24 protein-coding genes and 1 riboswitch are annotated in these 22,209 nt (G+C 55.1%); of the genes, 7 read left to right on the forward strand and 17 right to left on the reverse strand.

Annotation, left to right across the window (positions count from 1 at the left end):
- Window positions 1–65 precede the first annotated feature (65 nt).
- Window positions 66–165, reverse strand: a riboswitch (glycine riboswitch).
- 141 nt (window positions 166–306) lie between these two features.
- The 3 genes from BEN30_RS08720 to BEN30_RS08730 all read right to left on the reverse strand — a co-directional run bounded on the left by BEN30_RS08720 (window position 307) and on the right by BEN30_RS08730 (window position 3,006).
- The gene (locus BEN30_RS08720) at window positions 307–891 is read right to left on the reverse strand and encodes a hypothetical protein (protein ID WP_069957958.1); all 585 of its coding nucleotides are present in this window, start codon (window positions 889–891) and stop codon (window positions 307–309) included.
- 11 nt (window positions 892–902) lie between these two features.
- Window positions 903–1,142 (reverse strand): CDGSH iron-sulfur domain-containing protein, encoded by a 240-nt coding sequence (locus tag BEN30_RS08725; RefSeq protein ID WP_069957959.1) that lies wholly within the window; start codon window positions 1,140–1,142, stop codon window positions 903–905.
- Window positions 1,143–1,248: 106 nt separating this feature from the next.
- Window positions 1,249–3,006 (reverse strand): peptidoglycan-binding protein, encoded by a 1,758-nt coding sequence (locus tag BEN30_RS08730; RefSeq protein ID WP_069957960.1) that lies wholly within the window; start codon window positions 3,004–3,006, stop codon window positions 1,249–1,251.
- Window positions 3,007–3,193: 187 nt separating this feature from the next.
- On the opposite strand from BEN30_RS08730, the gene BEN30_RS08735 reads away from it, so the two are divergent.
- Both BEN30_RS08735 and rnhA read left to right on the forward strand, forming a co-directional pair.
- Window positions 3,194–4,156: a homoserine kinase gene (locus tag BEN30_RS08735; protein WP_069957961.1), complete on the forward strand. Its 963-nt coding sequence runs from the start codon at window positions 3,194–3,196 to the stop codon at window positions 4,154–4,156.
- 3 nt (window positions 4,157–4,159) lie between these two features.
- Window positions 4,160–4,621 carry a ribonuclease HI gene (gene rnhA, locus BEN30_RS08740; protein ID WP_069957962.1) on the forward strand — a complete coding sequence of 154 codons (462 nt, stop codon included), beginning with the start codon at window positions 4,160–4,162 and terminating at the stop codon, window positions 4,619–4,621.
- 22 nt (window positions 4,622–4,643) lie between these two features.
- Here the strand turns inward: rnhA and BEN30_RS18620 are convergent, their stop codons facing one another.
- From BEN30_RS18620 to BEN30_RS08755, 3 genes are all read right to left on the reverse strand, one after another.
- Window positions 4,644–5,198, reverse strand: coding sequence for a hypothetical protein (locus tag BEN30_RS18620; RefSeq protein ID WP_069957963.1), 555 nt, complete (start codon window positions 5,196–5,198; stop codon window positions 4,644–4,646).
- Window positions 5,199–5,353: 155 nt separating this feature from the next.
- Entirely contained in the window at window positions 5,354–5,836 is a 483-nt protein-coding gene (locus BEN30_RS08750; RefSeq protein ID WP_069957964.1) for a peroxiredoxin, read from the reverse strand.
- Between the two features lie 90 nt (window positions 5,837–5,926).
- Complete coding sequence (locus BEN30_RS08755) at window positions 5,927–8,128, reverse strand: protein-disulfide reductase DsbD family protein (protein WP_069957965.1); 2,202 nt, start codon at window positions 8,126–8,128, stop codon at window positions 5,927–5,929.
- Window positions 8,129–8,282: 154 nt separating this feature from the next.
- On the opposite strand from BEN30_RS08755, the gene BEN30_RS08760 reads away from it, so the two are divergent.
- Window positions 8,283–8,858 (forward strand): YqgE/AlgH family protein, encoded by a 576-nt coding sequence (locus BEN30_RS08760; protein WP_069957966.1) that lies wholly within the window; start codon window positions 8,283–8,285, stop codon window positions 8,856–8,858.
- A gap of 117 nt (window positions 8,859–8,975) precedes the next feature.
- Window positions 8,976–9,425, forward strand: a complete 450-nt coding sequence (locus BEN30_RS08765) for a DUF2846 domain-containing protein (RefSeq protein WP_069957967.1) — start codon at window positions 8,976–8,978, stop codon at window positions 9,423–9,425.
- Between the two features lie 33 nt (window positions 9,426–9,458).
- Here BEN30_RS08765 and BEN30_RS08770 read toward each other — a convergent pair whose 3' ends face one another.
- Together BEN30_RS08770 and thrC are read right to left on the reverse strand one after the other, a co-directional pair.
- The gene (locus tag BEN30_RS08770) at window positions 9,459–10,727 is read right to left on the reverse strand and encodes a M16 family metallopeptidase (protein ID WP_245649022.1); all 1,269 of its coding nucleotides are present in this window, start codon (window positions 10,725–10,727) and stop codon (window positions 9,459–9,461) included.
- Window positions 10,724–12,130 carry a threonine synthase gene (gene thrC, locus BEN30_RS08775; protein WP_069957968.1) on the reverse strand — a complete coding sequence of 469 codons (1,407 nt, stop codon included), beginning with the start codon at window positions 12,128–12,130 and terminating at the stop codon, window positions 10,724–10,726. Before thrC ends, BEN30_RS08770 begins: the two co-directional genes overlap by 4 nt.
- A gap of 110 nt (window positions 12,131–12,240) precedes the next feature.
- Here thrC and BEN30_RS08780 point away from each other — a divergent pair, with 110 nt between their 5' ends.
- The 3 genes from BEN30_RS08780 (at window position 12,241) to BEN30_RS18625 (ending at window position 13,603) form a co-directional block, all read left to right on the forward strand.
- Window positions 12,241–12,612 (forward strand): CidA/LrgA family protein, encoded by a 372-nt coding sequence (locus BEN30_RS08780; protein WP_069957969.1) that lies wholly within the window; start codon window positions 12,241–12,243, stop codon window positions 12,610–12,612.
- Window positions 12,605–13,324, forward strand: coding sequence for an LrgB family protein (locus BEN30_RS08785; protein WP_069957970.1), 720 nt, complete (start codon window positions 12,605–12,607; stop codon window positions 13,322–13,324). Before BEN30_RS08780 ends, BEN30_RS08785 begins: the two co-directional genes overlap by 8 nt.
- Before the next feature lie 123 nt (window positions 13,325–13,447).
- Window positions 13,448–13,603, forward strand: coding sequence for a hypothetical protein (locus BEN30_RS18625; RefSeq protein ID WP_170827001.1), 156 nt, complete (start codon window positions 13,448–13,450; stop codon window positions 13,601–13,603).
- 97 nt (window positions 13,604–13,700) lie between these two features.
- Here the strand turns inward: BEN30_RS18625 and BEN30_RS08795 are convergent, their stop codons facing one another.
- The 9 genes from BEN30_RS08795 to BEN30_RS08835 all read right to left on the reverse strand — a co-directional run bounded on the left by BEN30_RS08795 (window position 13,701) and on the right by BEN30_RS08835 (window position 22,188).
- Window positions 13,701–13,985: a hypothetical protein gene (locus BEN30_RS08795; RefSeq protein WP_069957972.1), complete on the reverse strand. Its 285-nt coding sequence runs from the start codon at window positions 13,983–13,985 to the stop codon at window positions 13,701–13,703.
- 157 nt (window positions 13,986–14,142) lie between these two features.
- Window positions 14,143–15,639 (reverse strand): carboxypeptidase M32, encoded by a 1,497-nt coding sequence (locus BEN30_RS08800; RefSeq protein ID WP_069957973.1) that lies wholly within the window; start codon window positions 15,637–15,639, stop codon window positions 14,143–14,145.
- The gene (locus BEN30_RS08805; protein WP_084005291.1) at window positions 15,640–16,584 is read right to left on the reverse strand and encodes a heme o synthase; all 945 of its coding nucleotides are present in this window, start codon (window positions 16,582–16,584) and stop codon (window positions 15,640–15,642) included. It lies immediately after the preceding gene.
- 69 nt (window positions 16,585–16,653) lie between these two features.
- Window positions 16,654–18,081, reverse strand: a complete 1,428-nt coding sequence (locus BEN30_RS08810) for a cbb3-type cytochrome c oxidase subunit I (protein WP_069957974.1) — start codon at window positions 18,079–18,081, stop codon at window positions 16,654–16,656.
- A gap of 40 nt (window positions 18,082–18,121) precedes the next feature.
- On the reverse strand, window positions 18,122–18,589 hold the full coding sequence (locus BEN30_RS08815) for a DUF420 domain-containing protein (RefSeq protein ID WP_069957975.1): 468 nt from the start codon (window positions 18,587–18,589) through the stop codon (window positions 18,122–18,124).
- A gap of 15 nt (window positions 18,590–18,604) precedes the next feature.
- The gene (locus tag BEN30_RS08820) at window positions 18,605–18,808 is read right to left on the reverse strand and encodes a hypothetical protein (protein WP_069957976.1); all 204 of its coding nucleotides are present in this window, start codon (window positions 18,806–18,808) and stop codon (window positions 18,605–18,607) included.
- Between the two features lie 162 nt (window positions 18,809–18,970).
- A complete protein-coding gene (locus BEN30_RS08825) occupies window positions 18,971–20,605 on the reverse strand; it encodes a cytochrome c oxidase subunit I (RefSeq protein WP_069957977.1) in 1,635 nt (544 codons plus the stop codon).
- 27 nt (window positions 20,606–20,632) lie between these two features.
- Complete coding sequence (locus BEN30_RS08830) at window positions 20,633–21,358, reverse strand: cytochrome c oxidase subunit II (RefSeq protein WP_084005293.1); 726 nt, start codon at window positions 21,356–21,358, stop codon at window positions 20,633–20,635.
- Window positions 21,355–22,188 (reverse strand): SCO family protein, encoded by an 834-nt coding sequence (locus BEN30_RS08835; RefSeq protein WP_139134937.1) that lies wholly within the window; start codon window positions 22,186–22,188, stop codon window positions 21,355–21,357. Before BEN30_RS08835 ends, BEN30_RS08830 begins: the two co-directional genes overlap by 4 nt.
- Window positions 22,189–22,209 lie beyond the last annotated feature (21 nt).

Here is a 22,209-nt window from a genome sequence, read left to right on the forward strand (position 1 = left end):
CGGGAGGCCAAGTTACATCTTCGGTGAGGGGGCCAGTTCTGCGGCCACCTACTTTCCAGAGCCTCGTCGCCATCACGGTCCATTTGCCTGAGAGATTCCGGGGCGGTTGCTCCTTCGGCGCTGACCTACCAAATGGTGGTGGCCAGTCTCTCCCGTGGCGGCTTTAATCGAGGAAACCAGTTTTTAATCGTTTTGTCCGGTTCTCCCAGACTCGTAACATTCTAGAGACAAGCCCACCAACGTCAATGGGGCATATGTTCTGGAAAACAGCCGATGTTGTGGATAGATAAGGACCGAATTGTCCGCTCAGCGGTTTTTGCGCTGATATTCAAGCTCGGATCGGGTGAGTTTCAGGCTTATGTAAACAAGGAAATTTTCCCCCGTTTGCCCTGCGCTCAACGGTAAAACATAGGCGTGCGGTTCCGGTTTTTGCCAGATCACGCGGGGGACGTCCTTTTGATAAGGAAGGACCAGCGGGTAGCTATATTTTTTCAAGATCGTTTTTTGCAGGTCCGTAATCGCGATAATATATTCAAAGTCCGCATCGTTGCTTTGATTGGCCGGGCCGCGGCTCGACATGATGGTCGGGGCGACAAGAACGGTGAGGGTGCCCGCGCCGATTTTATCGATATCATATACACACCCTTGGGCGAATCCGGTGAGTTCTTCTTCATGGAGAACATCGATGATGTCGGTGCCTGGGCCGGGCTTGAAGCGGGTGAGTTTTGCACCGTCGGCGGCGATCAAAACTTCCGGGCAAGGCGGCGGGGGAGCTTCGTCACTGGCGCAGGCCGCTAGCCCTAAGCTTATGCTCAGCAGGGCGAAGCCCACGAAGGGACGGCTGAAAAAAGCTTTGGCCGTGGGACGTTTGGGGAAACGTGAGGGCGCCATCAGATTTAGCCTTACAGGTTTTTGTGTTCGCCGTCGCACAATGCGCCTTTTTTGGACGCCCGACAGCCGCAAAAATAGACGTTGCCGGTTTTTTCAGCCGTATGCGCGGTCGGTGTGAATGAGCTGCCTTTGTGGCTGCCGTCGCAAAACGGCTGATTTTCGCTTTTACCACATGTGCAGTAATAGTACGTTTTACCCGCTTCTGCCTCAACAACATAAGGTGCTTTTTTGGTACAGATGGCTTCGCTCATAAATTTGTGCCTTGTTCACGTCTACAGAATTGTTGGAGGCACTCTAATGAAGCGAAGCGCTTGTGACAAGGCTGAGCCCAAGCAAAAATCCTGATTGAGGCCCCGGTCAAGGCTTAACGGGCATTGGGACGGTATGATCGGCAAGTGAGGTCATGGTCCCCGCCACTTTGCTGAGCGCCCGAGCCCGTCCCCAAGGGCTGGAAATGGTTTTGGCTTCGTCTAAGGCGACGTTGAAGACCGACCAGGCGGCATCCGTTTCTTTGCGATTTGCGCGATCTTCGGCGATGTCACACAGCATCCACACCCGGGTAAAGGGGCTGGAGATGTCGTCCGTCGCCGCGTTGGCAAAGTCTTGGGAGCGTGTGGCCCCCGCCAAATCGCCACCGCGACGGCGATCGTCAGCGATGGTCCAAAAAATGTGCGCTTTGAGGCGATCATCTTGAATCAAATGAGCCGAATTAAAGGCTTCTTCCAACAATGCAACGTCGTTGTCCAAGCTGATGCTGACGTCATTGAACGCTAAGGCGATGCGGGAATAGGCGTAGGCTTTGGCAAAAGGAAACTTGATGACTTTTGCGGCTGTTTTGGCTTTTTCCAGGGTCTCTTTGGCTTGTTCAAACTGTCCCGCACCTCCTTGGTAAGAAGCGATGCGGGCCAAAACCAAAGCACGGTAACGCATCTCTTCAATGCTGTCGGCGGTGATCAAAGCGGCGGCTGCATCCCCCGCTTGGGCCAGCCCATTGGCGGCCGCGATCAGAACGGGCGTGTCGTCGGCACCGCTTTTGACGGTCTTTAACACGTCCAATGCCTGTTGCGCCATGCCGATATCAGCGTAAGCCGCAGCAATATAGCGGCGCGCTTTGTTGAGGTTATGGGGATCGGTGATTTTGTCCAGTTGCCCTTGGCTGGCATGGATGTGGGCAAGGGCCTCTTGTTCAAATCCGGCTTTGGACAAGATGACGGCCATGCGAGCACGAAATGAAATCTGCGACAGCAGCGATTCAATGCGCTTTAAGTACGGTTCTAAATCTTTAACGGTTTGAGTCGCGTCAAACGTGTCGCTGTTTTGAGATTGAATTTCGGCGATGGCGACGTAGGCCTCGGCCTGTTGCACCGGATCGGGGATGATGTTCACGGCGGCCAGGGCTTCGTCGATTTGGCCGACCTCGGCGCGGGCTTTGGCGATGTCGCGCAACGCCACCATAATCAACCGCGGGTCATGGATGCGCCGGGTGGTGAGGGCGGCATCCTGCGCCAATCCGGCGCGGGCTTGGGCGGTCAAGATTTCGCCCAGGGCCCAATCGCGCATTTCCGGTTTGTCGATGTCGCGGGCGCTTTGCACCGCTTCAATCAGCAAGCACCGGGGTTCCGGTTTGGCCATGCAGGTTTTGGTGTCAACCTTGGCACCACGATTTTCTGGGCTGATGCCTTCGACAAGGTTGCGGGTTTGTGGGTTGGCCAGCAAGGCCTCGCGGGCTGCATCAATGGTTGAGTCGCGGGATTTTTCCAAGCGACCCAAAAGCTGGCCGACTTGTCCACCGGTTTCCAAATCACTTGCCAATTGCGAGGTGGCTTGACCATCAACTTTGAGGTCGGCACTTTTTTGGTAAGCCTTAATGGCGGCTTCGGTTTGTGGTCCATAACGCCCATCGATGGGGCCAAAGTAAAAGCCCTGATCGGCCAAGCCCTGTTGGACGCGGCGCACCACGTCTGTCGATGCAGAGCTTTGCGCAGGGGAGGTGGATTCGAGGTCTCCACCGGCGGCGGTCTCAAAGGATGCGAGACCTTCCGTATTGTCCATGGTTGACTTGCTGCCGCTGGATGCCCAAGCCAAAGGTGTGATGGTGAGCAGGACAAAAGCCATTAGAGCGGCTTCCCGTAAAACAGCTCTTGACCCTATTGGGCGGATTGGGTTTTTTTTGTTTTTGATCATGCGCCATACTAGCGCATCACCCGGGCCTGTCTACCAGGGTGTCTTTCGTTGCGCCATTATGATTTTATGATGAGGCAAGTGATTCGTTGCCCTTGCGCAAGCTTTAAGGATTTTCGCCATGGCTGTGTATACGGATATTTCAGATGAAGACCTCAGCGCGTTTGTTGCTGGGTATGGCATCGGGGAAGTCTTGTCGTGCAAGGGCATTGCGGAAGGTGTTGAAAATTCAAATTTTCTGCTGGTGACCGATCAAGCACCATTCATTCTGACGCTTTATGAAAAGCGTGTTGACGCAAACGATTTGCCGTTTTTTTTAGGGCTAACAGAACACCTGGCCGCCCAAGGCGTGCCGTGCCCGACGCCGGTGCGCGCCCAAGACGGTCAGGTCCTGCGCACGTTGAGCGGGCGTCCCGCCGCCATCGTGACGTTTTTAAATGGCATGTGGCCGAAGCGAATCCAAAATTATCATTGTGCCCAGTTGGGGCGCGCCATGGCGCAGTTGCATGTTGCGGGGGCAGACTTCAAGCTCACCCGCACCAATGCGCTGAGCGTGGAGAGTTGGCGGCCTTTGTTGGACGCCTGCCAGGGACGCGGTGACGAGGTCTTGGCGGGCCTGACGGACGAACTGTACGCGGAGCTGGATGTGTTGGAAGCGGAGTGGCCTGGAAATTTACCCCAAGGCATCATTCATGCCGACCTGTTTCCCGACAACGTGTTTTTTCGCGGTGAAAATCTTAGCGGCCTGATCGATTTCTATTTTGCCTGCACCGATCAATTCGCCTATGACGTGGCCATCTGTCTCAACGCTTGGTGCTTTGAACGCGATGGCGATTTTAATGCCACCAAAGCCCGGAAAATGTTGCAGGCCTATCGGGATGTGCGGGATTTTTCCAACGCGGAAATGCAGGCCTTGCCGCTGTTGGCGCGGGGCGCTGCCATGCGCTTTTTGCTGACGCGCTTGTATGACGGGTTGAACACGCCTGAGAACGCTCTGGTGACGCCGAAAGACCCGTTGGAATACTTAAAAAAGCTGCGCTTTCATCAGGCCGTCAGCGGCCCCGGCGCGTATGGATTGGATTGAACGATGGCTGAAGACGATGTTGTGGACATTTACACCGATGGTGCGTGCAGCGGCAACCCCGGCCCGGGCGGCTGGGGAGTGGTGATGCAATGGAAGGGTAATGAAAAGGAATTTTCCGGCGCGGAACCGGACACCACCAACAACCGCATGGAGTTGATGGCGGCTATCGTTGGCTTGGAAAAGCTCAAGCGCGGTGTTGATAATGTCCGCGTCCACACTGACAGCACCTACGTGAAAGATGGCATTTCAAAATGGATTCACGGGTGGAAAAAAAACGGCTGGAAAACGGCGGCCAAAAAGCCTGTTAAAAATCAGGACCTGTGGATGCGTCTGGACTCTAACCTTGCGGGTCATGCCGTTGAATGGCACTGGGTCAAGGGCCATTCCGGGCACCCGCAAAATGAACGCTGCGATGAACTGGCGCGCTTGGCCATCGCGCAAATGAAAGATGGTCAGACGCTTTAAGGGCGCTGAATGTGCTTTCCGATCAGCGTCGTCCTCCGCCGCCACCTCCGCCGCCACCTCCACCTCCACCTCCGCTACTGCTGCGGGATTGGCTTCCTCCGGAAAACCCTCCGCCATTTCCATTCGAAGATTTCGCGGTTTTCTGTCCACCAAAAGTTTGTGCTTTAGCCTGGTTGTGAAGCCGCTCTGTATTCTGGGTTTGCTTGCGCATACGTGTTTGCGCCATTGCTTGTGCTTCGTCCGATATGCTTTGGCGTTCATAATCACTTTGTGCGGCGTTTAGGCGTTCGCGAATCTGGTGTTGTTCTTGTACTGTCAATTGGTCGCGATAGGCGGGAGGCAGTTCGCGATTGAGTGCCTCTTGGCTGCGGATGCGCTCTTGGGTTTCCGCGCGCAGTTCGGTGCGTTCCACTTCCGTTTCGGCGTTGCGATAACGGTTTTGCAGTTCAGCGCGCTCTTGCTCCGCTAACGTGGCCATGCTGGGCAACGGTTCCACCACGACGGTTTGCGCGGGGGCCGTTTGGCTCAACACGCTGAACATGAGGGTGGCGCTGGCGAAGGTGAGTATTTTTTTCATCTCTTTCTTCTTATTGTTGCCTCGGAACATTGTTTATTAGTTTTATCTAATTTAATGGAGGGCAGCTGTGATGCCAATCACAGTCTTGTCATGTCTGCACAAAAAAAACGGGACCCACAAGGAGTCCCGTTTTTGCTGCTGAGGGAGGCGCTGTTTTAGAGCTTTGAGAGCTGAGCTTCAGCGCTGGAAACTTCAAAGGCACCGGGCGCTTCTCTGTCGATGGACTGCACCACGCCGTCCTTAACGACCATGGCGAAACGGTCGCAGCGCAGGCCGAGACCTTTGCCGGTGAGATCCAATTCGAGGCCCATTTTTTTGGTCAGTTCCGCACTGCCATCGGCAATCATGCGGACTTTTCCGGCCGTGCCTTGGTCTTTGCCCCAAGCCCCCATGACAAACGCATCATTGACGGCAAAACACACGATGTCGTCGACACCCTTGGCTTTGATTTGTTCGGAAAATTTGACGAAACCGGGCAAATGCGAAGCGGAACATGTCGGTGTAAAAGCCCCCGGAATGCCAAACAGAACAACGGTTTTGCCGTTAAATAATTCGGCCGTGGTGACACTGCCGGGGCCATCCGAACCCATTTCGTAAACGGTCGCGGCAGGGATTTTATCTCCGGGTTTGATGGTCATGGCGTGCTCTCCCAATGGAAAATGAACAAATGAAACGGGTTAGACCCTTAGTTGGGGTGGCAGGAGGCAAAATGCAACGGAGAATTTGCTTTATTCGCCGCGGGTTGTGCTCAGCGCCATTGCGCCGCCACCAGCTTTGTCGAGCGCTTCCAAAACCACCGACTGGCTGAGCAGTTCTGGCAAAGCAATGCCATCGGGCGCGCCCGGACCATAGACCGCGTTAAACGGAATGCCATAGCGCCCAAACGAGGACAAATACTGGGTGATGACGGGATCGGGGCGGGTCCAATCGGCTTGCATGGCAATGGTTCCGGTGGATTTGAGGCGGTTGTAGACTTCGCCTTTGCCAACGACTAAGGCCTTGTTGACTTGGCAGGTGATGCACCATTCGGCGGTCACATCGACAAAAACGACGTTGCCTTTTGCAACCTGCTGAGCCAAAGCGGATTGATCGAAATGCTGCCACAAGCCCTTTAGCGCGTTTGCCGAATGATCGATTTCCGTGCGCGGCGAAATGGTGTCGGGAACTGCGAACGCCAACACCGCCAAGACGCCGACAGCCACCCAATCCATGCGCCCATATCTGCGGTGCAGACGTTTGTGCACGTAAAGTGTAATGGCAATCACCACCAAGATTGCCCCGATCAGCATGGCGGCGATGTCACTGACTTGGATGGCAAGAATGCCGACCAACCAGACCCCCGTGATCGCCAAGGCAAAGCCCAACACCCGGCGTAAAATCAACATCCAGCGCCCCGGTCGGGGCATTTTGGTGGCGAATGTCGGGTATAGCGCCACCAGCAGATAAGGCAAAGCCAAGCCCACCCCCAATGCGGCAAAGATGGCGAGGATTTCGCCTACGCCGCGCGCCAGGGCGAAACCCACGGCGGTGCCCAAAAACGGCGCGGAACACGGCGTCGCCAGCAGCGTCGCCAAGGCTCCGGTCATAAAGTGGCCGCCCAGACCGTGCACGTGGGTGGTGGTGGTGCCAATCTCATTCACCGTTTCGGGCAAGTGGACTTCAAAAAAGCCCCACAGATTGCACGCAAACAAGGTTACCACCAAAGCCATGGCGACCAAAAACCAGGGGTGTTGGAATTGAATTCCCCAGCCGATGGCCAAGCCGGCGCTTTTCAACGCAATCAGCACCGCGGCCAAAACCATAAAGGATGTCACGATGCCCGCAGCGCTGGCCAGGAAACTGAGGCGCACAGTGCGGGTGTTGCCGCCGCCATGCCCGACCACGCCCAACAACTTGATGGACAGAACTGGCAACACACAGGGCATCAGGTTTAAAATCGCCCCGCCTAAAACCGCCAACGCCAACATCACCAAAAGGGATGGGCCTAGGGCCTGAGCGCTCGGGGTTTGATCTTGAAACAAGGCCAGGGTGTCTGAGGTGGCCGGGGTGGCGAAAACGCTCAGCTCAGCACCACGGGGGGCATCGGCGAGGGTGATGGTGAGGGGCATGGTGTCAAAGGAAGCCTGTGCGGCCTTCAGACCTTCAAAGCCAATTTCCAAAAATGCCTGATCCCCGTTTGTTGTGACGGTGGCTTTGGGTTTGCCAAAAGCCATGCCCTGGGGGCCTTCGATGTAGGCGTCAGGGGCTTGAATCGGCGTGTTTGAGGTGGCGGCAATAAACATCGTGCCGCGATCACCATCGCTGGCCGGATCAATGGTAAACTGCACCGTTTGAATGTTGAGATCCAAGGCTTCGTGCGTGCTGTCGATGACCTTGGGCACCAGCGTCTCAAAGCGGTTGATCAGATGGGCTTCCGCCGATGGCGTAGCGGGACCGGCGGGCAGGGAAAAGTCTAGGGTTGTATCATAAGGAATGCAGATGTCTGCACACGCCAAATAACTGATTTGGGCCTTCAGCGCCAACGTGTCGCCGGGTTGGTCCAACTTGACAATCAGCGGCAACACCACTTCGTCGGTATAGCCCAAGGTCTCAAAGCCGAGGATGGAAAAGCGTTCCGGCAGCGGCCATTGGATTTGGGTATCCGTGACGTTATAGGAACCGTCCCAATCGATCGACGGCGGAAAACCCGCATCGCCTGGGGCGCGCCAATAGATTTTCCAATGGTCTTTAAGTTTGAAGTGCAGCCCCAAGGTGACGCTGTCACCGTCTCCGGTGGCGTCCGTCTGGCTGATGATGCGCAGCGCCGTGTTGTCGGTTTCGGCCCACGCGCCGGATGCCGCCTCGGCGTTTGAGGCAAACAGGCCGAGTGTCAGAAGCAGAGCGCCGAACAGGCGGCCAATAAGGCGTGATGGGCAAAGCAGTGTTTTCATGGCCTCGGAGTTTATCCATATTTTCAATTAAGGTAAGTCCTGATCGTGGCCGCTTTGAGGCAAAATGAACTTTTAAACCGGGCCATTTTGAAGTTAAAGGCACATATGTCATACTGAAGCTTCTTTTTGGAGTGAAGCTAAAGCAGGTGTGGCCATGACCATACAGACCTCAAACAGTCCTTATTTTGTCGGCCATTTGCTGGTCGCCATGCCGGGCATGTCCGATTCACGCTTTTCCAAGTCGGTGATTTACGTGTGCGCGCACAACGACGAAGGCGCGATGGGTTTGGTAATCAACCAACCAATGAAAGAAATCACCTTTCCCGATTTGTTGGATCAGTTGAATTTGGTGCAAACGGACCCCGGTGCCGCGGTGTCCATTCAATTTGGCGGTCCGGTGGAACAGGGGCGCGGCTTCGTTTTGCACAGCGTTGATTATGTTCATGACGCCACCTTGGTGGTGGACGGTCAGGTGGCGCTGACGGGAACCGTTGATATTTTGCAAGACATTGCTGACGGTCGCGGCCCAAAGGAACGGATTTTGGCGCTGGGTTATGCGGGCTGGGGACCGGGCCAGTTGGACGATGAAATCCTCGCCAATGGCTGGCTCACGGTCGAAGCCGACGCCAACATCGTGTTTTCGGTCGAGCCCGAACAAAAGTGGCTGAGCGCCCTGGCCAAATTGGGTATCGACCAGAGTCTGCTGTCGGAAACAGCTGGCCACGCCTGAGCGGATATTGGGCAAATATCCTAAAACACATGCTTTAAGTTGCTTTATTTTATTTCATGGCAACTCATGAATGAATATGTATAGTGACGCATATGTGTTTCATGGGAGCCATACAAAATGAAAAAGTATTTTGCCGTGTTTTCGATGGTGGTGATGTCAGCTTGTGCATCTGTGCCGATGACAACACCCGAACAAGACCTGGCTGCTAAACAATTTCCAAAAGCGCCGAGCGATAAAAGTAATTTATATATTTTTCGAGATGAAGGTATGGGGGGGGCTGTACCGATGACGGTGGGATTAGATAATCGTATCCTCGGCAAAACAGCGTCCCTGTCGTATTTTTTTCTGACCATTGACCCAGGCGCGCACCAGATTACATCTGAAGCGGAAAATACGGATGTTTTGGATATAAACACTTCGGCTGGAGAAGAGTATTATGTCTGGCAAGAAGTGAAGATGGGGTTTTTGTTTGCGCGCACTAAACTTCATCTGGTTCCGCAGGACCGTGGTCAAAGAGGTGTCTTGAGAAGTAAGCGAATTATTGATCAATCCCTTTCAAGTGAATAACTTTTCACCTCTTTAAAGCGGCTTTGTAAATGCTCAGTTGAGCCGTTCCGTGATTTTGTTGAAATCTTCCAAGTGGGAAATGGGGCCCAGCGCGGCCACTGTGGGGGTGCCTTTGAAGATGCGCCCAGCCACCCGTTTGATGGCTTCGATATCGACCACTTCGATGTGGTTGACGGCCTCTTCGGTGGGGATGGGGCGGCCAAAAATCATCAATTGGCGGGCCAATTGTTCGGCCCTGGATGAGGTGCTTTCCAGGTTCATCAAAATTGACGATTTGAGCTGTGCCTTGGCGCGGTGCAATTCTTCGGCGCTGACATGGGCATCCAACTTGCCGATTTCATCGCAAACCACGGGGATCAAATCGATTACGTCTTTTTCGCCCGTTCCGGCGTAAATGCCGAACACACCGCCGTCGGCATAGGCGGCCATGAAGGAATAGACCGAATACACCAAGCCGCGCTTTTCACGCACTTCCTGGAACAGCCGTGATGACATGCCGCCGCCAAACAGCATCGACATTACCGATGCCGCGTAAAAATCTTCATCGAAATAACTGAAACCTTCAAAGCCCAACATCAATTGCACCTGTTCGATGTCGCGGCTTTCGCGCATATCGCCGCCGATGTATTTGGCGGGGCCTTGGGTGTCGCCGGGGCTTTTGGAGGGCGCACTGTCAAAGTGGGTGTGCGCCAAGTCGAGCAGTTGCTCGTGGTTCAGGTTGCCCACCGCTGACAGCACCATGGAACTGGGGCGGTAATGGTCGGACATGAAATCGACAATGTCGCTGCGGGGCATTTGACCGATGCCGTCCAGCGTGCCCAGAACCGGGCGGCCCAGGGCTTGATCCGGATAACAGGCATCTTGGAACATGTCGAACACCACATCGTCGGGGGTATCTTGGGCCTGATTGATTTCTTGCAAAATCACGCCGCGTTCGCGTTCCAGTTCTTCGGCGTCGAGCACCGCGTTCTGCACCAAATCGGCCACCATATCGACGGCCAAGCCTAAATCTTCTTTGAGCACCTTGGCGTAATAAGCGGTGTTTTCGCGTGACGTATAGGCGTTGATGTGCCCGCCGACGTCTTCAATTTCTTCGGCGATGGCTTGGGCGGAGCGTTTGCGCGTGCCCTTAAAGGTCATGTGCTCGAGCATATGCGAGACACCATTGACCTTTTGGCTTTCAAACCGTGCCCCGGCTTCGATCCACACCCCCGCGGAAGCTGTTTCGACGTTGGGCATCTCGTCAGAGATAACCCGCAACCCGTTGTCCAGGGTGGTGATGCGAACGGTGGTGTCGGTCAAAGTTTACCGCGCTCCTTAAGCGTTGTTTCGATATAGCCCTTAACGGCGTCATAGCTGCCGGGCAGTTGAGCGTATTTCTCTTCTCGTTCATATAGGTCGGAAAGATGAGATGGCAACTCGGGATGTACGCCGGCGGCGGCTTTTACCGCATCGGGGAACTTGGCGGGGTGGGCGGTCGCCAAAATGATCATCGGCACGGCCTTGTCCCAACGCCGGGTGCGCGCAGCTCCCACGCCGATGGCGGAATGGGTGTCGAGCAGATAGCCGGATTCTTTGTAAACGTCGCCAATCACTTGGGCGGTGGTTTCGTCGTCAAAGCGCGCGCCGTCCATGATCGCCTTGAGACGATCCATGAACGCATCGGTGACGGAAAAATGTCCGGTGTCTTTAAATTCCTGCATGGCATCGTTCAGCGCACTGCTGTCACGGCCCATCAATTCGAACATGAAGCGTTCGAAGTTGCTGGAAATCTGAATGTCCATGGACGGGCTGGTGGTTGCAAACACATCCTTGGATTGCATCCGCCCCGTTTCGATAAAGCGGATCAAGATGTCGTTGGCGTTGGACCCGATGATGAACTGGCTGATGGGTAAGCCCATGCGTTGCGCCGCATATCCGGCAAACACGTTGCCGAAATTGCCGGTGGGAACCGAAAACGCCACCGATGTTTCGGGGGCGCCGGCACGCAAGCCCGCCCAGAAATAATACACCACCTGGGCCATGATGCGTGCCCAGTTGATGGAGTTGACGGCACTTAAATGCACGTCGTCTCTGAATTTTTCATCGGCGAACAGAGCTTTGACTATGGCTTGGCAGTCGTCAAAATTGCCGTCCATGGCGATGTTGTGGACGTTGTCGCTCAGCACCGTGCTCATCTGGCGGCGCTGCACTTCGGACACTTTGCCATTGGGGAACAAGATGAAAATTTCGATGTTGTCTCTGTCACGGCACGCTTCGATGGCGGCAGAGCCGGTATCGCCCGACGTGGCCCCGGCGATGGTCAGCTTGGCGCCGCGCTTGGTCAAAACGTGGTCGAACATGCGGCCCAAGAACTGGAGAGCATAGTCCTTAAACGCCAATGTCGGGCCGTGGAACAGCTCCAACACCCATTCGTTTTCGCCCAGTTTCACCAGCGGGGCGACGTCTTCGCTTTCAAACGCACCGTAGGTGTCGGTTACGATTTGGCGCAGCTCGTCTTCGCTGACGACCTCTTCGACGAACGGCAGCATGACTTTGACGGCCAGCTCGACGTAGCTTAAGTCTTTCATCTGGGCCAAATCGGCGGGGGAAAAATGCGGCCACGTTTCGGGCAAATACAAGCCCCCATCGCGGGCTAAACCGGTCAAAAGGACGTCGTCAAAGGCGAGTTTGGGGGCGTTGCCCCGGGTGCTGATGTACTTCACGGCTGAGCTTCCGTTGAAATTGTCAAAAAAGTGCTCCCTTTCTTAGTGTTGTGAGACCAAAATAGCAATCGAGAAGCGTTTATCAGCGTCGGTTTTTAAGGGACAAAAGTATGACACTCGGCTTTATCACGTGGTTGTTGGTGTTCCAATTGCTGGGCGAGGTGATCTCCAAGGGCTTCGGTTTGCCGTTGCCCGGACCGGTGGTGGGCATGGCGTTGTTGTTTGTCGTGCTGGTGGTGCGCGGCGAGCTTCCCGATGGATTGAAGGACACCGCTGCGGGGTTGTTGAAGCATTTGTCTTTGTTGTTTGTGCCTGCGGGCGTGGGCGTGATGATGCATCTGCACTTGCTGCAAGACGAATGGCAGGCCATCAGCGCGGCGCTGTTGGTGAGCACCTTGGCGACCATCGCCGTGACCGCCTTGGTGATGAAAGGGTTGATCAAACTCAAAGGACAAGCGGAACAGGACCAAGCCGATGAGTGAGAATTTCACGGAAATTTGGGTGTATCTGGCCGCATCCCCTTTGTTGGGGCTGACGTTGACGTTGGTGGCTTATCAGGTGGGGATGTGGATTTACACCCGCACCCACTTGAACCCGTTGTTCAATCCGGTGTTGATTGCAGTGGTGGTGTTGGTGGCTTTGATGATGGGCACCGGGACCGAATACGGGACCTATTTTGAAGGGGCCAAGTTCGTTCATTTTATGCTGGGACCGGCGACGGTGGCGTTGGCGGTGCCTTTGTATCGGCAATTTCAAAAGGTGCGGGGATCGTTTTTGATGATTTTGGCGGCGATCCTTTCGGGCTCCGTGACGGCGGCGCTGAGCGCCATCGGGGTGGCCTGGGCGTTGGGGGCGTCGCGCGAAACCCTGTTGTCGCTGGCGCCAAAATCGGTCACCGCCCCCATCGCCATGGGTATCGCCGAGGCCACCGGGGGGGTGGCGTCGCTCACCGCCGTGTTGGTGATTTTGACCGGCATCATCGGGGCGGTGTTCGGCACCTGGACGCTCAACGCGCTGGGCGTCAAAGACTGGCGTGCGCGCGGTCTCGCCATGGGCACAGCCAGCCACGGCATCGGCACGGCACGGGCCCTGCAAGTCAACGAAGTTGCCGGAGCCTTCGCCAGTTTAGCCATGGGCCTCAACGGCTTGGCGACGGCCGTGCTGCTGCCGCTGATTTTGCAGCTGATTTTTTAATCGCGGCTCTAATCGAAAATATTGATTAAACCCATCAAGCAATTTCATTATGCGCAAGCTTAGGGACGCGGGTAAATTTAGGCCGTGGCAGAACGTGTCTGCCCCGTCATCCATGAGGCCGCTATGAGCAATAAGTTCTCTAAAGACAATAAGCACATTGAAAAAGAATACGATGATGAGCGCAAAAAGCGCAAACAATCGGGTTTGCGGCGCAAGGAACAAAACGCCAAACGCGCTACAAAATACAAAAACGTCGGTTCTTCGGACGCCCAGTCCTGATCTTTTTGAAGGCACCGCACTTTAAGGGCGTTGCAACAAAAACGGGGGAGCAGAAACCGCCCCCCCGCTTTAAGCGTTTTGCAAAAGTGTATTGGGGTTATTCGGCAATACTGAGTTCACCACCCGCAATGATCACCATGTCGGTGTTCTTGGCTTGGACGATTTGTCCGTCTTCCATAAAGATTTCACACCCTTCACAGACTTCGGCGAGATCGCTATTGGCATCGAGCACGATCGTTTTTGTCACGTCGTTGGCTGTGACCATGATCGTATAGTTGACTGCATCATGGTTTGAAATGTCGGTGGCATTTGCCCCCATGCTGGCCAAGCTAAGGACAGCAGCGGAAAGGACGGAAAGGGAGGCGGGGAATACGCGGCGCATGTGACTAAGTCTCCTCATGCAAAAATGTGAGTCGCAACGGGGGAGAACCTGCAGCCGCAATGCTTATTTAACAAACGAAATTGTTCGATGCTATGTATTTGCTAATTCGATTAACGAAGGAGGAGGTTCCGTGGGGGGGCGCAAACCGGATTTGTCATCAAGAGCCCAGGTAGCGGGCCTTGAGGTGCGCTTTGAAATGCGCTGCGTTCAGCGGTTCGCCGGTCGCGTCTTGGATTAAATCAGAGGTGCTGAGCAAGCAGCCTTTGGCGTGGACGTGGTCGCGCAGCCAGCCCAGCAGCGGGGCAAAATCGCCCTTGGCGATGGAGGGCAGGATTTCCGGTTGGTCGGCTTTGGCCTTGGCGAAGAACTGGGCCGCGGTCATGGCACCTAAGGTGTAAGTGGGGAAATACCCCCACGCGCCATCAAACCAGTGGATGTCTTGCAAACAGCCTTCGCGATCTGAGGGCGGGGTGATGCCCAAGATGGCCTTGAGGCCGTCGTTCCACGCTCCGGGTAAATCCGCCATTTGAAGATCGCCTTGAATGGCGGCGCGTTCCAAGTTGAAGCGCAGGATCACGTGGGCGGGATAGGTCACTTCGTCGGCATCGACCCGGATGAAGCCTTTTTCCACCTTGGTGTAGAGCCGGGTTAAGTTGTCTTCGCTCCACGCCTCACCGGAACCATTAAAGGTTTCGCGGAGCAAGGGCGCGGCGTAGTGGAGGAATTCCGGCGAACGACAGGCTTGCATTTCCATCAGCAACGACTGGCTTTCATGAATGCTCATGCCCCGGTCCGCACCCACCGGCTGGCCCCGCCATTGTTTGGGCAGGCCTTGGTCATAGAGCGCATGTCCGGTTTCGTGCAGCACGCCCATGAGGGCCGATATAAAATCCGCTTCGTCGTAGCGTGTGGTCAGGCGCACGTCGTCATAGGTGCCGCCACAAAAGGGGTGGTGGCTTTCGTCCAGGCGTCCATGGTTGAAATCAAAACCCAGCGCCGTCATGAAGGTCTTGCCTAAGGCCTTTTGCTGGGCCGCCGGGAAAGGGCCTTGCAGGGGCAGAAGCGCCGGACCGGATGCTTGCCTGGACAAAACATCATCGAGAAAGTCCGGCAAGAAGCCTTTCAGGTCGGCGAACACCACGTCGATTTCGGCGGCGCGCCCCTGAGGTTCGTATTGATCCAACAGGGCATCGTAAGGGGACACGCCGAGTTTGTCGGCTTTGGCCTCGGCTTGCTGGCGGGTTAAGTTGAGGACCTCTTCCAAATGCGGCAAAATGGTTTTGAAATCAGAATTTTTGCGGGCGTCGCGCCAGACGGTTTCGCATTTGGCACAGGCCCGGCTGGTGGCTTCCACCAAATCCGCATCAATAGCGGCGGCGTGCACCCAGGTGCGTCGCATGCCTTGGACGTTGGCTTGCTGCCAGATGTCCAAGTGCACATCGGCTTGGGCACCGTCCAGCAAATCCGGCACGGCGGGATCGGTCAACATGGCGTGATGCAAGGTTTGTAACACGGCCAATTGTTCGGTGCGGCTGTCAACGCCACCGGGTGGCATCATCGCCGACATATCCCAGTGCAACATGCTCAAGGCACCGCTGACGGCATCCATGCGGCGAAAGCGGTCTTCTAAGTCTTGGTAGGGTGTCTTGCTCATTTACAAGGTAATGGGCATGGGAATCCACGCCACCCGGTCAATCAACAAGAACGCAAAAATTAAGGTCAGATAGAGAATGGAAAACAAAAACGTCGGTCGGGCATGGGCGTCGGTTTTGTCCTTCAACAGTTTCCAGCAATGATGCAAGAACAAGGCTCCCAACGCACCGGCACCCGCCGTATACAAAAGCCCCGACATGCCGATGAAGCCCGGCAGCAAGGTCACCGGAACCAGCAGCATGGTATAGATCAGCATTTGCAGTTTGGTCGAGTGGCTGCCCACCACCACCGGCATCATCGGCACGCCGACGCGTTCGTAATCGCCATGGCGGAACAACGCCAACGCCCAGGTGTGCGGCGGCGTCCACAAAAAGATGATGAGAAACAACAGTCCTGCTTCAAAGGCAAAATCACCGGTTACCGAAATCCAACCGATCATCGGCGGAAAAGCCCCCGACGCGCCACCGATGACGATGTTTTGCGGGGTCGAGCGTTTCAGCCACATGGTATAGAGAAACACGTAATACAAGATCGTGAACAGCAACAAGCCTGACGCTTCGCTGTTCACCGCGAAATACATCACCACCACGGAAACGGTCGCCAGCACCACGCCGAACACCAACGCACGGGTGGGTTCGACTTTGCCCGCCGGAATGGGACGTCTTTGCGTGCGCGCCATGAATTGGTCGATGTCGCGATCATACCACATATTGATCGCCCCTGACGCCCCTGCGCCGATGGCGATGCACAAGATCGAAGCGAGGCCTTGCCACAAGGGGATGTGACCGGGCGCCAGCACCATGCCGGTAAAGGCCGTAAAGACCACCAGCATCATCACCCGAGGTTTTAACAAATTGCCATAATCGGCAACGCGAAAGCGATACGTTTCGCCGTTGTCGGGATCGTCTGGATTTTCCGCCGTCTTGTTTTCGCTAGTCTCTGCCACGTGAACCTTACCCCTAACATCGTGCCCAATTTAAATGTATAGGCATCGGGCCGAATATCGAATGATTATTTATCGTGCGCTGCGTTTACCCAGCAGCGCGGTAACGCACACCCACACAAACAAGGCCCCACCAATGATGGCCAAAAGACCCGCCCCGCCGTTGAGGCCCATGCCCAACTTGGCGGAAAATTCCGTCAGGCCCTGTTCGGCACCGGCCACTTTGCGCGCCGCTCCGTGACCGCCCGCGATGAACAGCCCGGTGCTGGCCAAGGCTTGACCCACGCCGAACAGCCAGACAGAGGCCAAGCTGAGCCTGGGCGACGTGATGGGGCGGTGCAGAAGCGGCAGAAACACGGTGTAAAACAAGGCCATAAATGCCAGCGTGACGCCCGCGATCATGCCGTGATAGTGAGCCGGCGTGCGGGTGTCTAGGCCATCGACGAATAAACCCATGACGCCGCCGATGCCAAAAACCAAGGGGCTGAGGATCAGTGCCACGTAGCCGGGGTTGTTCCAAGGGCGCGTCGGGCTTTGCAAAATCGACTTAAAAAGCGGCAGGGCAACCAGCAGAGCCGCCGGGCCAAAAGCGTATTGCATGTTGGTGAAACCCAACAGCCAGTCTGCGGAAAAAACCTCATAGAGGAAGAAAAAAACACCGGTGGCAAAAGCCGCTACGACCAAAAAATCAATGGACAGAACCGTCGCCATGGGATGCGCCGGGGTGCGGTTGAAGACCGCCGCACTCACCGTATACCAAGTCCCCGCCAGCAACACCACGTTTAAGAACTGCAGCACATGGCCCCCGGCCCAAAACAATTCTTCGTTAAATTGATGGGTGACGGGCTGGCCGTTGAGCAGGCTCCAGGCATAGAGAAAATAAGCAAACGCCAAAAGATAAATCAGCGCCCCTGCAATACCCGCAAGGCTCAGCATATCGATGCCATAAGCGTGGGTTTGGAGGTCTTTTGGGGGGCGGTTAAAAAGGTTCAAGAGGACGAACACGGCCATCAATGCCATGGCGCCTGCCAGTACCAACAAAGACAGGTAAAACAACCCACTGGTCAAAACCGGCACATAATTGCTCATCACCGGTTCGCCCTCGGGCATGATGAACACGGGGATAAACAGACCGGCGACGGCCACGACCGTGGCGCGAAAAGCCAAGTATTGCAGGACCATGTAACGAGGTTGCCCGGCGGCCAGACGGTGCGCGGTGATGTGCGCTATGGCGGCGAAAATGGTCAGGAAAAACACCACAAAGCTATAATCGACGTGGACCACCAAAAAACGGTGAAAATTGTCCACAAACCAAGGGAAGTGGTCGCTGAGTCCCGGGGCACGTCCAAAAGCCAAAGGCAGCGCGAACAGCCCCGCCGTACCCAGCACGATCAAGGCCACGACCACCCAGCGGGTCAGCCAGGGGCGCGCAGAAGGCTCAGCCATGGCCTCGTTCAAGCGGTCCATCAATGGGGGAAGGTTATGGTGTTTCGTGCCCATAGTGATTGCCTTGTACTTTCAAACAAATTATGGCCCTAAATCATCGACCAGGAAGGCTCAATCCCGATGCCAAACATGGCCCGGTGCAGGGCCACACATGGACCGCCATGGTGTAAACCAGAACCCCCGACACGGCGACAAAAAACCAGATCGGCCACGCCCATTTGACAATGCGTTTGTGGGTGGCGCGGTTGTTTTTGACCGCGTGATATACGGCCCAGGGCACCAGCGGAACGATTGCCACGGCGCCGATGACATGAACGATCAAAATTGTAAAGTAGACCGGACGAATGAAGCCTTCGCCACCAAATCGCGCGAGACCGGAATTGAAGTGATAAACCAGATAAAAGCCCATGAACACCATCGAGACGCTCAGCGCCGCAATCATGGTTTTCTTGTGTGCAGTGATGTTGCCCGCCTTAACATGACGGCGCGCAATCCACAGCAAAACAACGGTCGCGGCGTTTAAGACGGCGTTGATGTGTGGGATGGAGGAGATATCAAGCATAAGGGATGGTCCGCATCAGTTGGTCAATTTTGCGTCTGGCGTGATGGGCTGGTCTGCCCCCACACCAACATAACCGTAGTGCTTAATTCGGTACATGGTCCCGGCATACATGGAAATGGCAACGAAAAAGAATAAAGCCCCGAACAGCCAGATCTTTGCGCGTGGAATTTGGGGCCGGATGGGCACCTGCGGTGGCGTGGCTTTCGTGGCGTCGTGCATGCGTTAGGGCTCCCGGTTTGAATGGTCGTGTTGGTATAGCGCTCTGGGGTGTTTTTCGCAAGGAGAGAGCGCATTTATCCTCACAATGCAAAGGGCTATAGGGTGCAAAAACAAAGCGGGGACCCAAAGGCCCCCGCTTCATTTTGATCAGATCGTGAGATCTTATTTGTTGTACTCGTATGGCGTCCAGTTTTCGTCGACCACCACATCGGTGTCGCCGAAGTTGCCGGGTCCCGGAGGGCTCACGGTGTGGGTCCATTCCAAGGATCTGGAGTTCCAGGGATTGGTCGGTGCCGGTTTGCCTTTAAAGGCCGAGTGGATGAAGTTGTAGGTCTGCATAATCATGCCAATGGCAATGATACCAGCGCCCACCGTTGCGACTTTGTGGAAATCTTCAAAGGGGTGGCCCATGACGAGCACGTCCTTGAACATTTCGTAATCCCAATAGCGCCGCGGCATGCCTTCTTTACCGATGATGAACAGCGGCCAGAAGGTCACGTTCACGCCGATAAAGTTCATCCAGAAGCTGAACGTCGCCAAGGCACCGTCGGCATAGCGGCCGGTCATTTTGGGGAACCAGTAATAAATGCCACCAAACAGCGCAAAGGCAGAGAACAAAGCCATAATGAAGTGGAAGTGCGCGTGCACATAGGACGTTTCCGACAGGTGCAGCGTCATCGACGGCAGCGCCAGCGGAATACCCGTCAAACCACCGATCAACAGAAGATACAAGCACGAAGCCGCATACATCATGGCGGTGTTATAGGTGATTGCGCCTTTGTACAACGTGCCCCACAGCGACAGCACCAAGATGCCGACCGGAACCGAGATCAGAAGCGTCGTCACCATGTGGCCAAGACGAATCCAGTCGGGCATGCCGGAGATATACAAGTGGTGAATCCACACGATACCGGAAATGGCAACGATGCCCCAGATGCCTGGATAGACGGCGGCCTTGTAGTTGAACACGCGGTTTTTAGACATGGTCGCGATGATTTCAAACAAGATGCCGACGGCCGGCAGGAAGATCACATACACGGCGGGGTGTGAGTAGAACCAAAACAGGTTTTGGTACAACAGCACGTCGCCACCCGCAGACGGGTCGTAGAAGTGCGTGCCCAGATACTTGTCAAACAGCAACAGCGTTACCGCGGCGGCCAGCACCGGAATGAAGACCAACTGCAAGACAAATGCGGCAACGGTGGTCCAGACGAAAATATTCAACTGGTTCCAACCCATGCCCGGTGCGCGCAAATAGATCACTGTGACCAAGAAGTTCACCGCACCCAAGATTGACGAAAAGCCCAACAAGTGAACGGTGAACACGTAAAATGCGGTGTTGCCGGACGTGTTGACGGAATACGGCGGATAGCCGGTCCACATGATGTCGGGCGCGTCCGGAATGACAAAGCTCAACAACGCCAAGATGATGGCGAAGAAGAACAGCCATACGCTAAACGCATTGATGCGTGGGAACGCGACGTCTCGCGCGCCGATCATCAGCGGCAGAAAGTAGTTGGCCGCAAAACCAGTCAAACCGGGGATCAAAAAGGCCAGGATCATGGCTGCGCCGTGGAAGTACAAAAAACTGTTGTACTGGGTGCCGGACGTCACGATCTGCATGCCCAATTCCATCTGCTCTGCGCGGATGATCAGGGCCATCAGGCCAGCGACGCCGAACGCGGCCATGGAACCGACCAGATACATGATGCCGATACGTTTGTGATCGGTGGTCAGTAGCCACTCTTTCCAGGCTGGGACAGCAGCGTGTCCGGCCGTGGTTGTGTGTGTATTCATAGGTAAATTCTCCCTCTCGGCTACGCCTTAGCCTTCAGCCGCGGTTTTCGCGAGCCAAGCCTCAAACTCATCTTGCGGCACGACATGGATCGGATTGGACATTTTCGAGTGGTTTTCACCACAAAATTCAGCGCATTGCAAAACGGCATCGGTCTGAGCTTCTTCCGTGTTGATCCACACGTAGGTAATACGTCCCGGCATGATGTCTTCCTTGACGCGGTAGTAAGGCAAGCCGAACGAGTGCAGCACGTCTTCCGAGTACATCCGAAACACAACGGGTTGACCCTGGGGGACCAAAATTGGTTTGGGCAGGTCATCGTCACCCAAAAGGCCATCGGCCACAGTGCCATCGGGGTATTCAAATTCGAAGTACCATTGATAGGCTGTGACTTTGACTTCCATGGCATTTTCAGGAACGCGGCGATACGCATTCCAAACGGTCCAGCCGTTTGCGGCCAGATAGAAGTCATCAGCCATGAACACAGCAGCCGGGATCAGGGCAAAGGAAATCGACTGAACAGTGGTCAACTTTTTTGCTGTGCCGACTTGGTCTGGGCTGGTTGCACGGTATTTGATCAACATCACAATGGCTGCGATCGTCATAATCACGCCGATGATGGTGATGTCCATCATCACCTCATCCCACAAGTGTTCCCACTCTTCGGCCGGATTGCGGATTTCCTGAGCAAGAGCTTGACCCGATGCCAACGCCGCACCCGCCAATCCCGTCATTGCTGACAGAAGTTTCCTCATTTACTTAATCTCCCTCTCCTCCGCCTGCGAAAAAACAGGACGGAAACTGCAAAGGACGTGACGCCTAAGGACAAGGCGCCCGTACCAACAAACAACGGAATGCTGACCGTGTATTTTCCTTCAGCATAGTTGTAACTGTAACAAAGGCTCACGGCGAAATCGATGATCTCACCCGGCTTGAACTCACCGGCCTTCGCATCAAAAACGGCAAGTTTGATGTCTTGGGGCGAGGAATTGAGTGCATACAACACCCGCGCCATACGCCCTTCAGGCGTCAAGAACATAAAGGCACCCGGATGGAAAAAGGTGCGATCTTGGGGCGACCAAAAATATGTAAAGCCGATTGAATCGGCGAACGACTTGATCTGGTCTGTGTTTTTGAACGTCGCAAACGTCCACGATCCGTTCATGCTTTCGGTCATTTTCAAATGTTGTTTGAATACGCCCAAGCTGTCGAGGCCATCGTGTTCGTCAAATGAAATGGTCAACACGTTGAAATCTTCACCCGGGGTGAGACCTTGCAAGTCGGCCAACTGGGCGTTGAGATCTTGATTGATGATGGAACAGCTGCCATCACATGTGTAATAGGACAAAACCAATATGAGCGGCTTGCCAAGTTTATCGGCCAGTTTGAATTCCTGACCCATGGCGTCGATCAGCTGAACATCACCGTTCACCTTCGTGCCGAGAAACTTTTTTTCGTCGATTTGGAAAATGGATGGGTCGATGTCCGACACGGGTACAGCTCCGCCGTACTGTGCTTTGGCTGGAAATGCAGCCAAAGCACAGCTGAGCAGAGCTGCTGAAATGAGAGTCCGTGTCCAAAACATCGACCGATATCCGTCCGTTTT

This window comes from Magnetovibrio blakemorei, from assembly GCF_001746755.1.
GTDB classification, from domain to species: Bacteria; Pseudomonadota; Alphaproteobacteria; order Rhodospirillales; family Magnetovibrionaceae; genus Magnetovibrio; species Magnetovibrio blakemorei.

What these genes read in the sequence shown, in the direction of transcription:
- BEN30_RS08815 (WP_069957975.1), bottom strand. Translation starts at nt 18,589, where the DNA reads ATGCTTGATATCTCCTCCATCCCACACATCAACGCCGTCTTAAACGCC.
- BEN30_RS08820 (WP_069957976.1), bottom strand. Translation starts at nt 18,808, where the DNA reads ATGCACGACGCCACGAAAGCCACGCCACCGCAGGTGCCCATCCGGCCC.
- BEN30_RS08750 (WP_069957964.1), bottom strand. Translation starts at nt 5,836, where the DNA reads ATGACCATCAAACCCGGAGATAAAATCCCTGCCGCGACCGTTTACGAA.
- BEN30_RS08730 (WP_069957960.1), bottom strand. Translation starts at nt 3,006, where the DNA reads ATGGCTTTTGTCCTGCTCACCATCACACCTTTGGCTTGGGCATCCAGC.
- BEN30_RS08760 (WP_069957966.1), top strand. Translation starts at nt 8,283, where the DNA reads ATGACCATACAGACCTCAAACAGTCCTTATTTTGTCGGCCATTTGCTG.
- BEN30_RS08825 (WP_069957977.1), bottom strand. Translation starts at nt 20,605, where the DNA reads ATGAATACACACACAACCACGGCCGGACACGCTGCTGTCCCAGCCTGG.
- BEN30_RS08785 (WP_069957970.1), top strand. Translation starts at nt 12,605, where the DNA reads ATGAGTGAGAATTTCACGGAAATTTGGGTGTATCTGGCCGCATCCCCT.
- BEN30_RS08735 (WP_069957961.1), top strand. Translation starts at nt 3,194, where the DNA reads ATGGCTGTGTATACGGATATTTCAGATGAAGACCTCAGCGCGTTTGTT.
- BEN30_RS08755 (WP_069957965.1), bottom strand. Translation starts at nt 8,128, where the DNA reads ATGAAAACACTGCTTTGCCCATCACGCCTTATTGGCCGCCTGTTCGGC.
- BEN30_RS08765 (WP_069957967.1), top strand. Translation starts at nt 8,976, where the DNA reads ATGAAAAAGTATTTTGCCGTGTTTTCGATGGTGGTGATGTCAGCTTGT.
- BEN30_RS18620 (WP_069957963.1), bottom strand. Translation starts at nt 5,198, where the DNA reads ATGAAAAAAATACTCACCTTCGCCAGCGCCACCCTCATGTTCAGCGTG.
- BEN30_RS08725 (WP_069957959.1), bottom strand. Translation starts at nt 1,142, where the DNA reads ATGAGCGAAGCCATCTGTACCAAAAAAGCACCTTATGTTGTTGAGGCA.
- BEN30_RS08800 (WP_069957973.1), bottom strand. Translation starts at nt 15,639, where the DNA reads ATGAGCAAGACACCCTACCAAGACTTAGAAGACCGCTTTCGCCGCATG.
- rnhA (WP_069957962.1), top strand. Translation starts at nt 4,160, where the DNA reads ATGGCTGAAGACGATGTTGTGGACATTTACACCGATGGTGCGTGCAGC.
- BEN30_RS08780 (WP_069957969.1), top strand. Translation starts at nt 12,241, where the DNA reads ATGACACTCGGCTTTATCACGTGGTTGTTGGTGTTCCAATTGCTGGGC.
- BEN30_RS18625 (WP_170827001.1), top strand. Translation starts at nt 13,448, where the DNA reads ATGAGCAATAAGTTCTCTAAAGACAATAAGCACATTGAAAAAGAATAC.
- BEN30_RS08835 (WP_139134937.1), bottom strand. Translation starts at nt 22,188, where the DNA reads ATGTTTTGGACACGGACTCTCATTTCAGCAGCTCTGCTCAGCTGTGCT.
- BEN30_RS08795 (WP_069957972.1), bottom strand. Translation starts at nt 13,985, where the DNA reads ATGCGCCGCGTATTCCCCGCCTCCCTTTCCGTCCTTTCCGCTGCTGTC.
- BEN30_RS08810 (WP_069957974.1), bottom strand. Translation starts at nt 18,081, where the DNA reads ATGGGCACGAAACACCATAACCTTCCCCCATTGATGGACCGCTTGAAC.
- BEN30_RS08830 (WP_084005293.1), bottom strand. Translation starts at nt 21,358, where the DNA reads ATGAGGAAACTTCTGTCAGCAATGACGGGATTGGCGGGTGCGGCGTTG.
- BEN30_RS08720 (WP_069957958.1), bottom strand. Translation starts at nt 891, where the DNA reads ATGGCGCCCTCACGTTTCCCCAAACGTCCCACGGCCAAAGCTTTTTTC.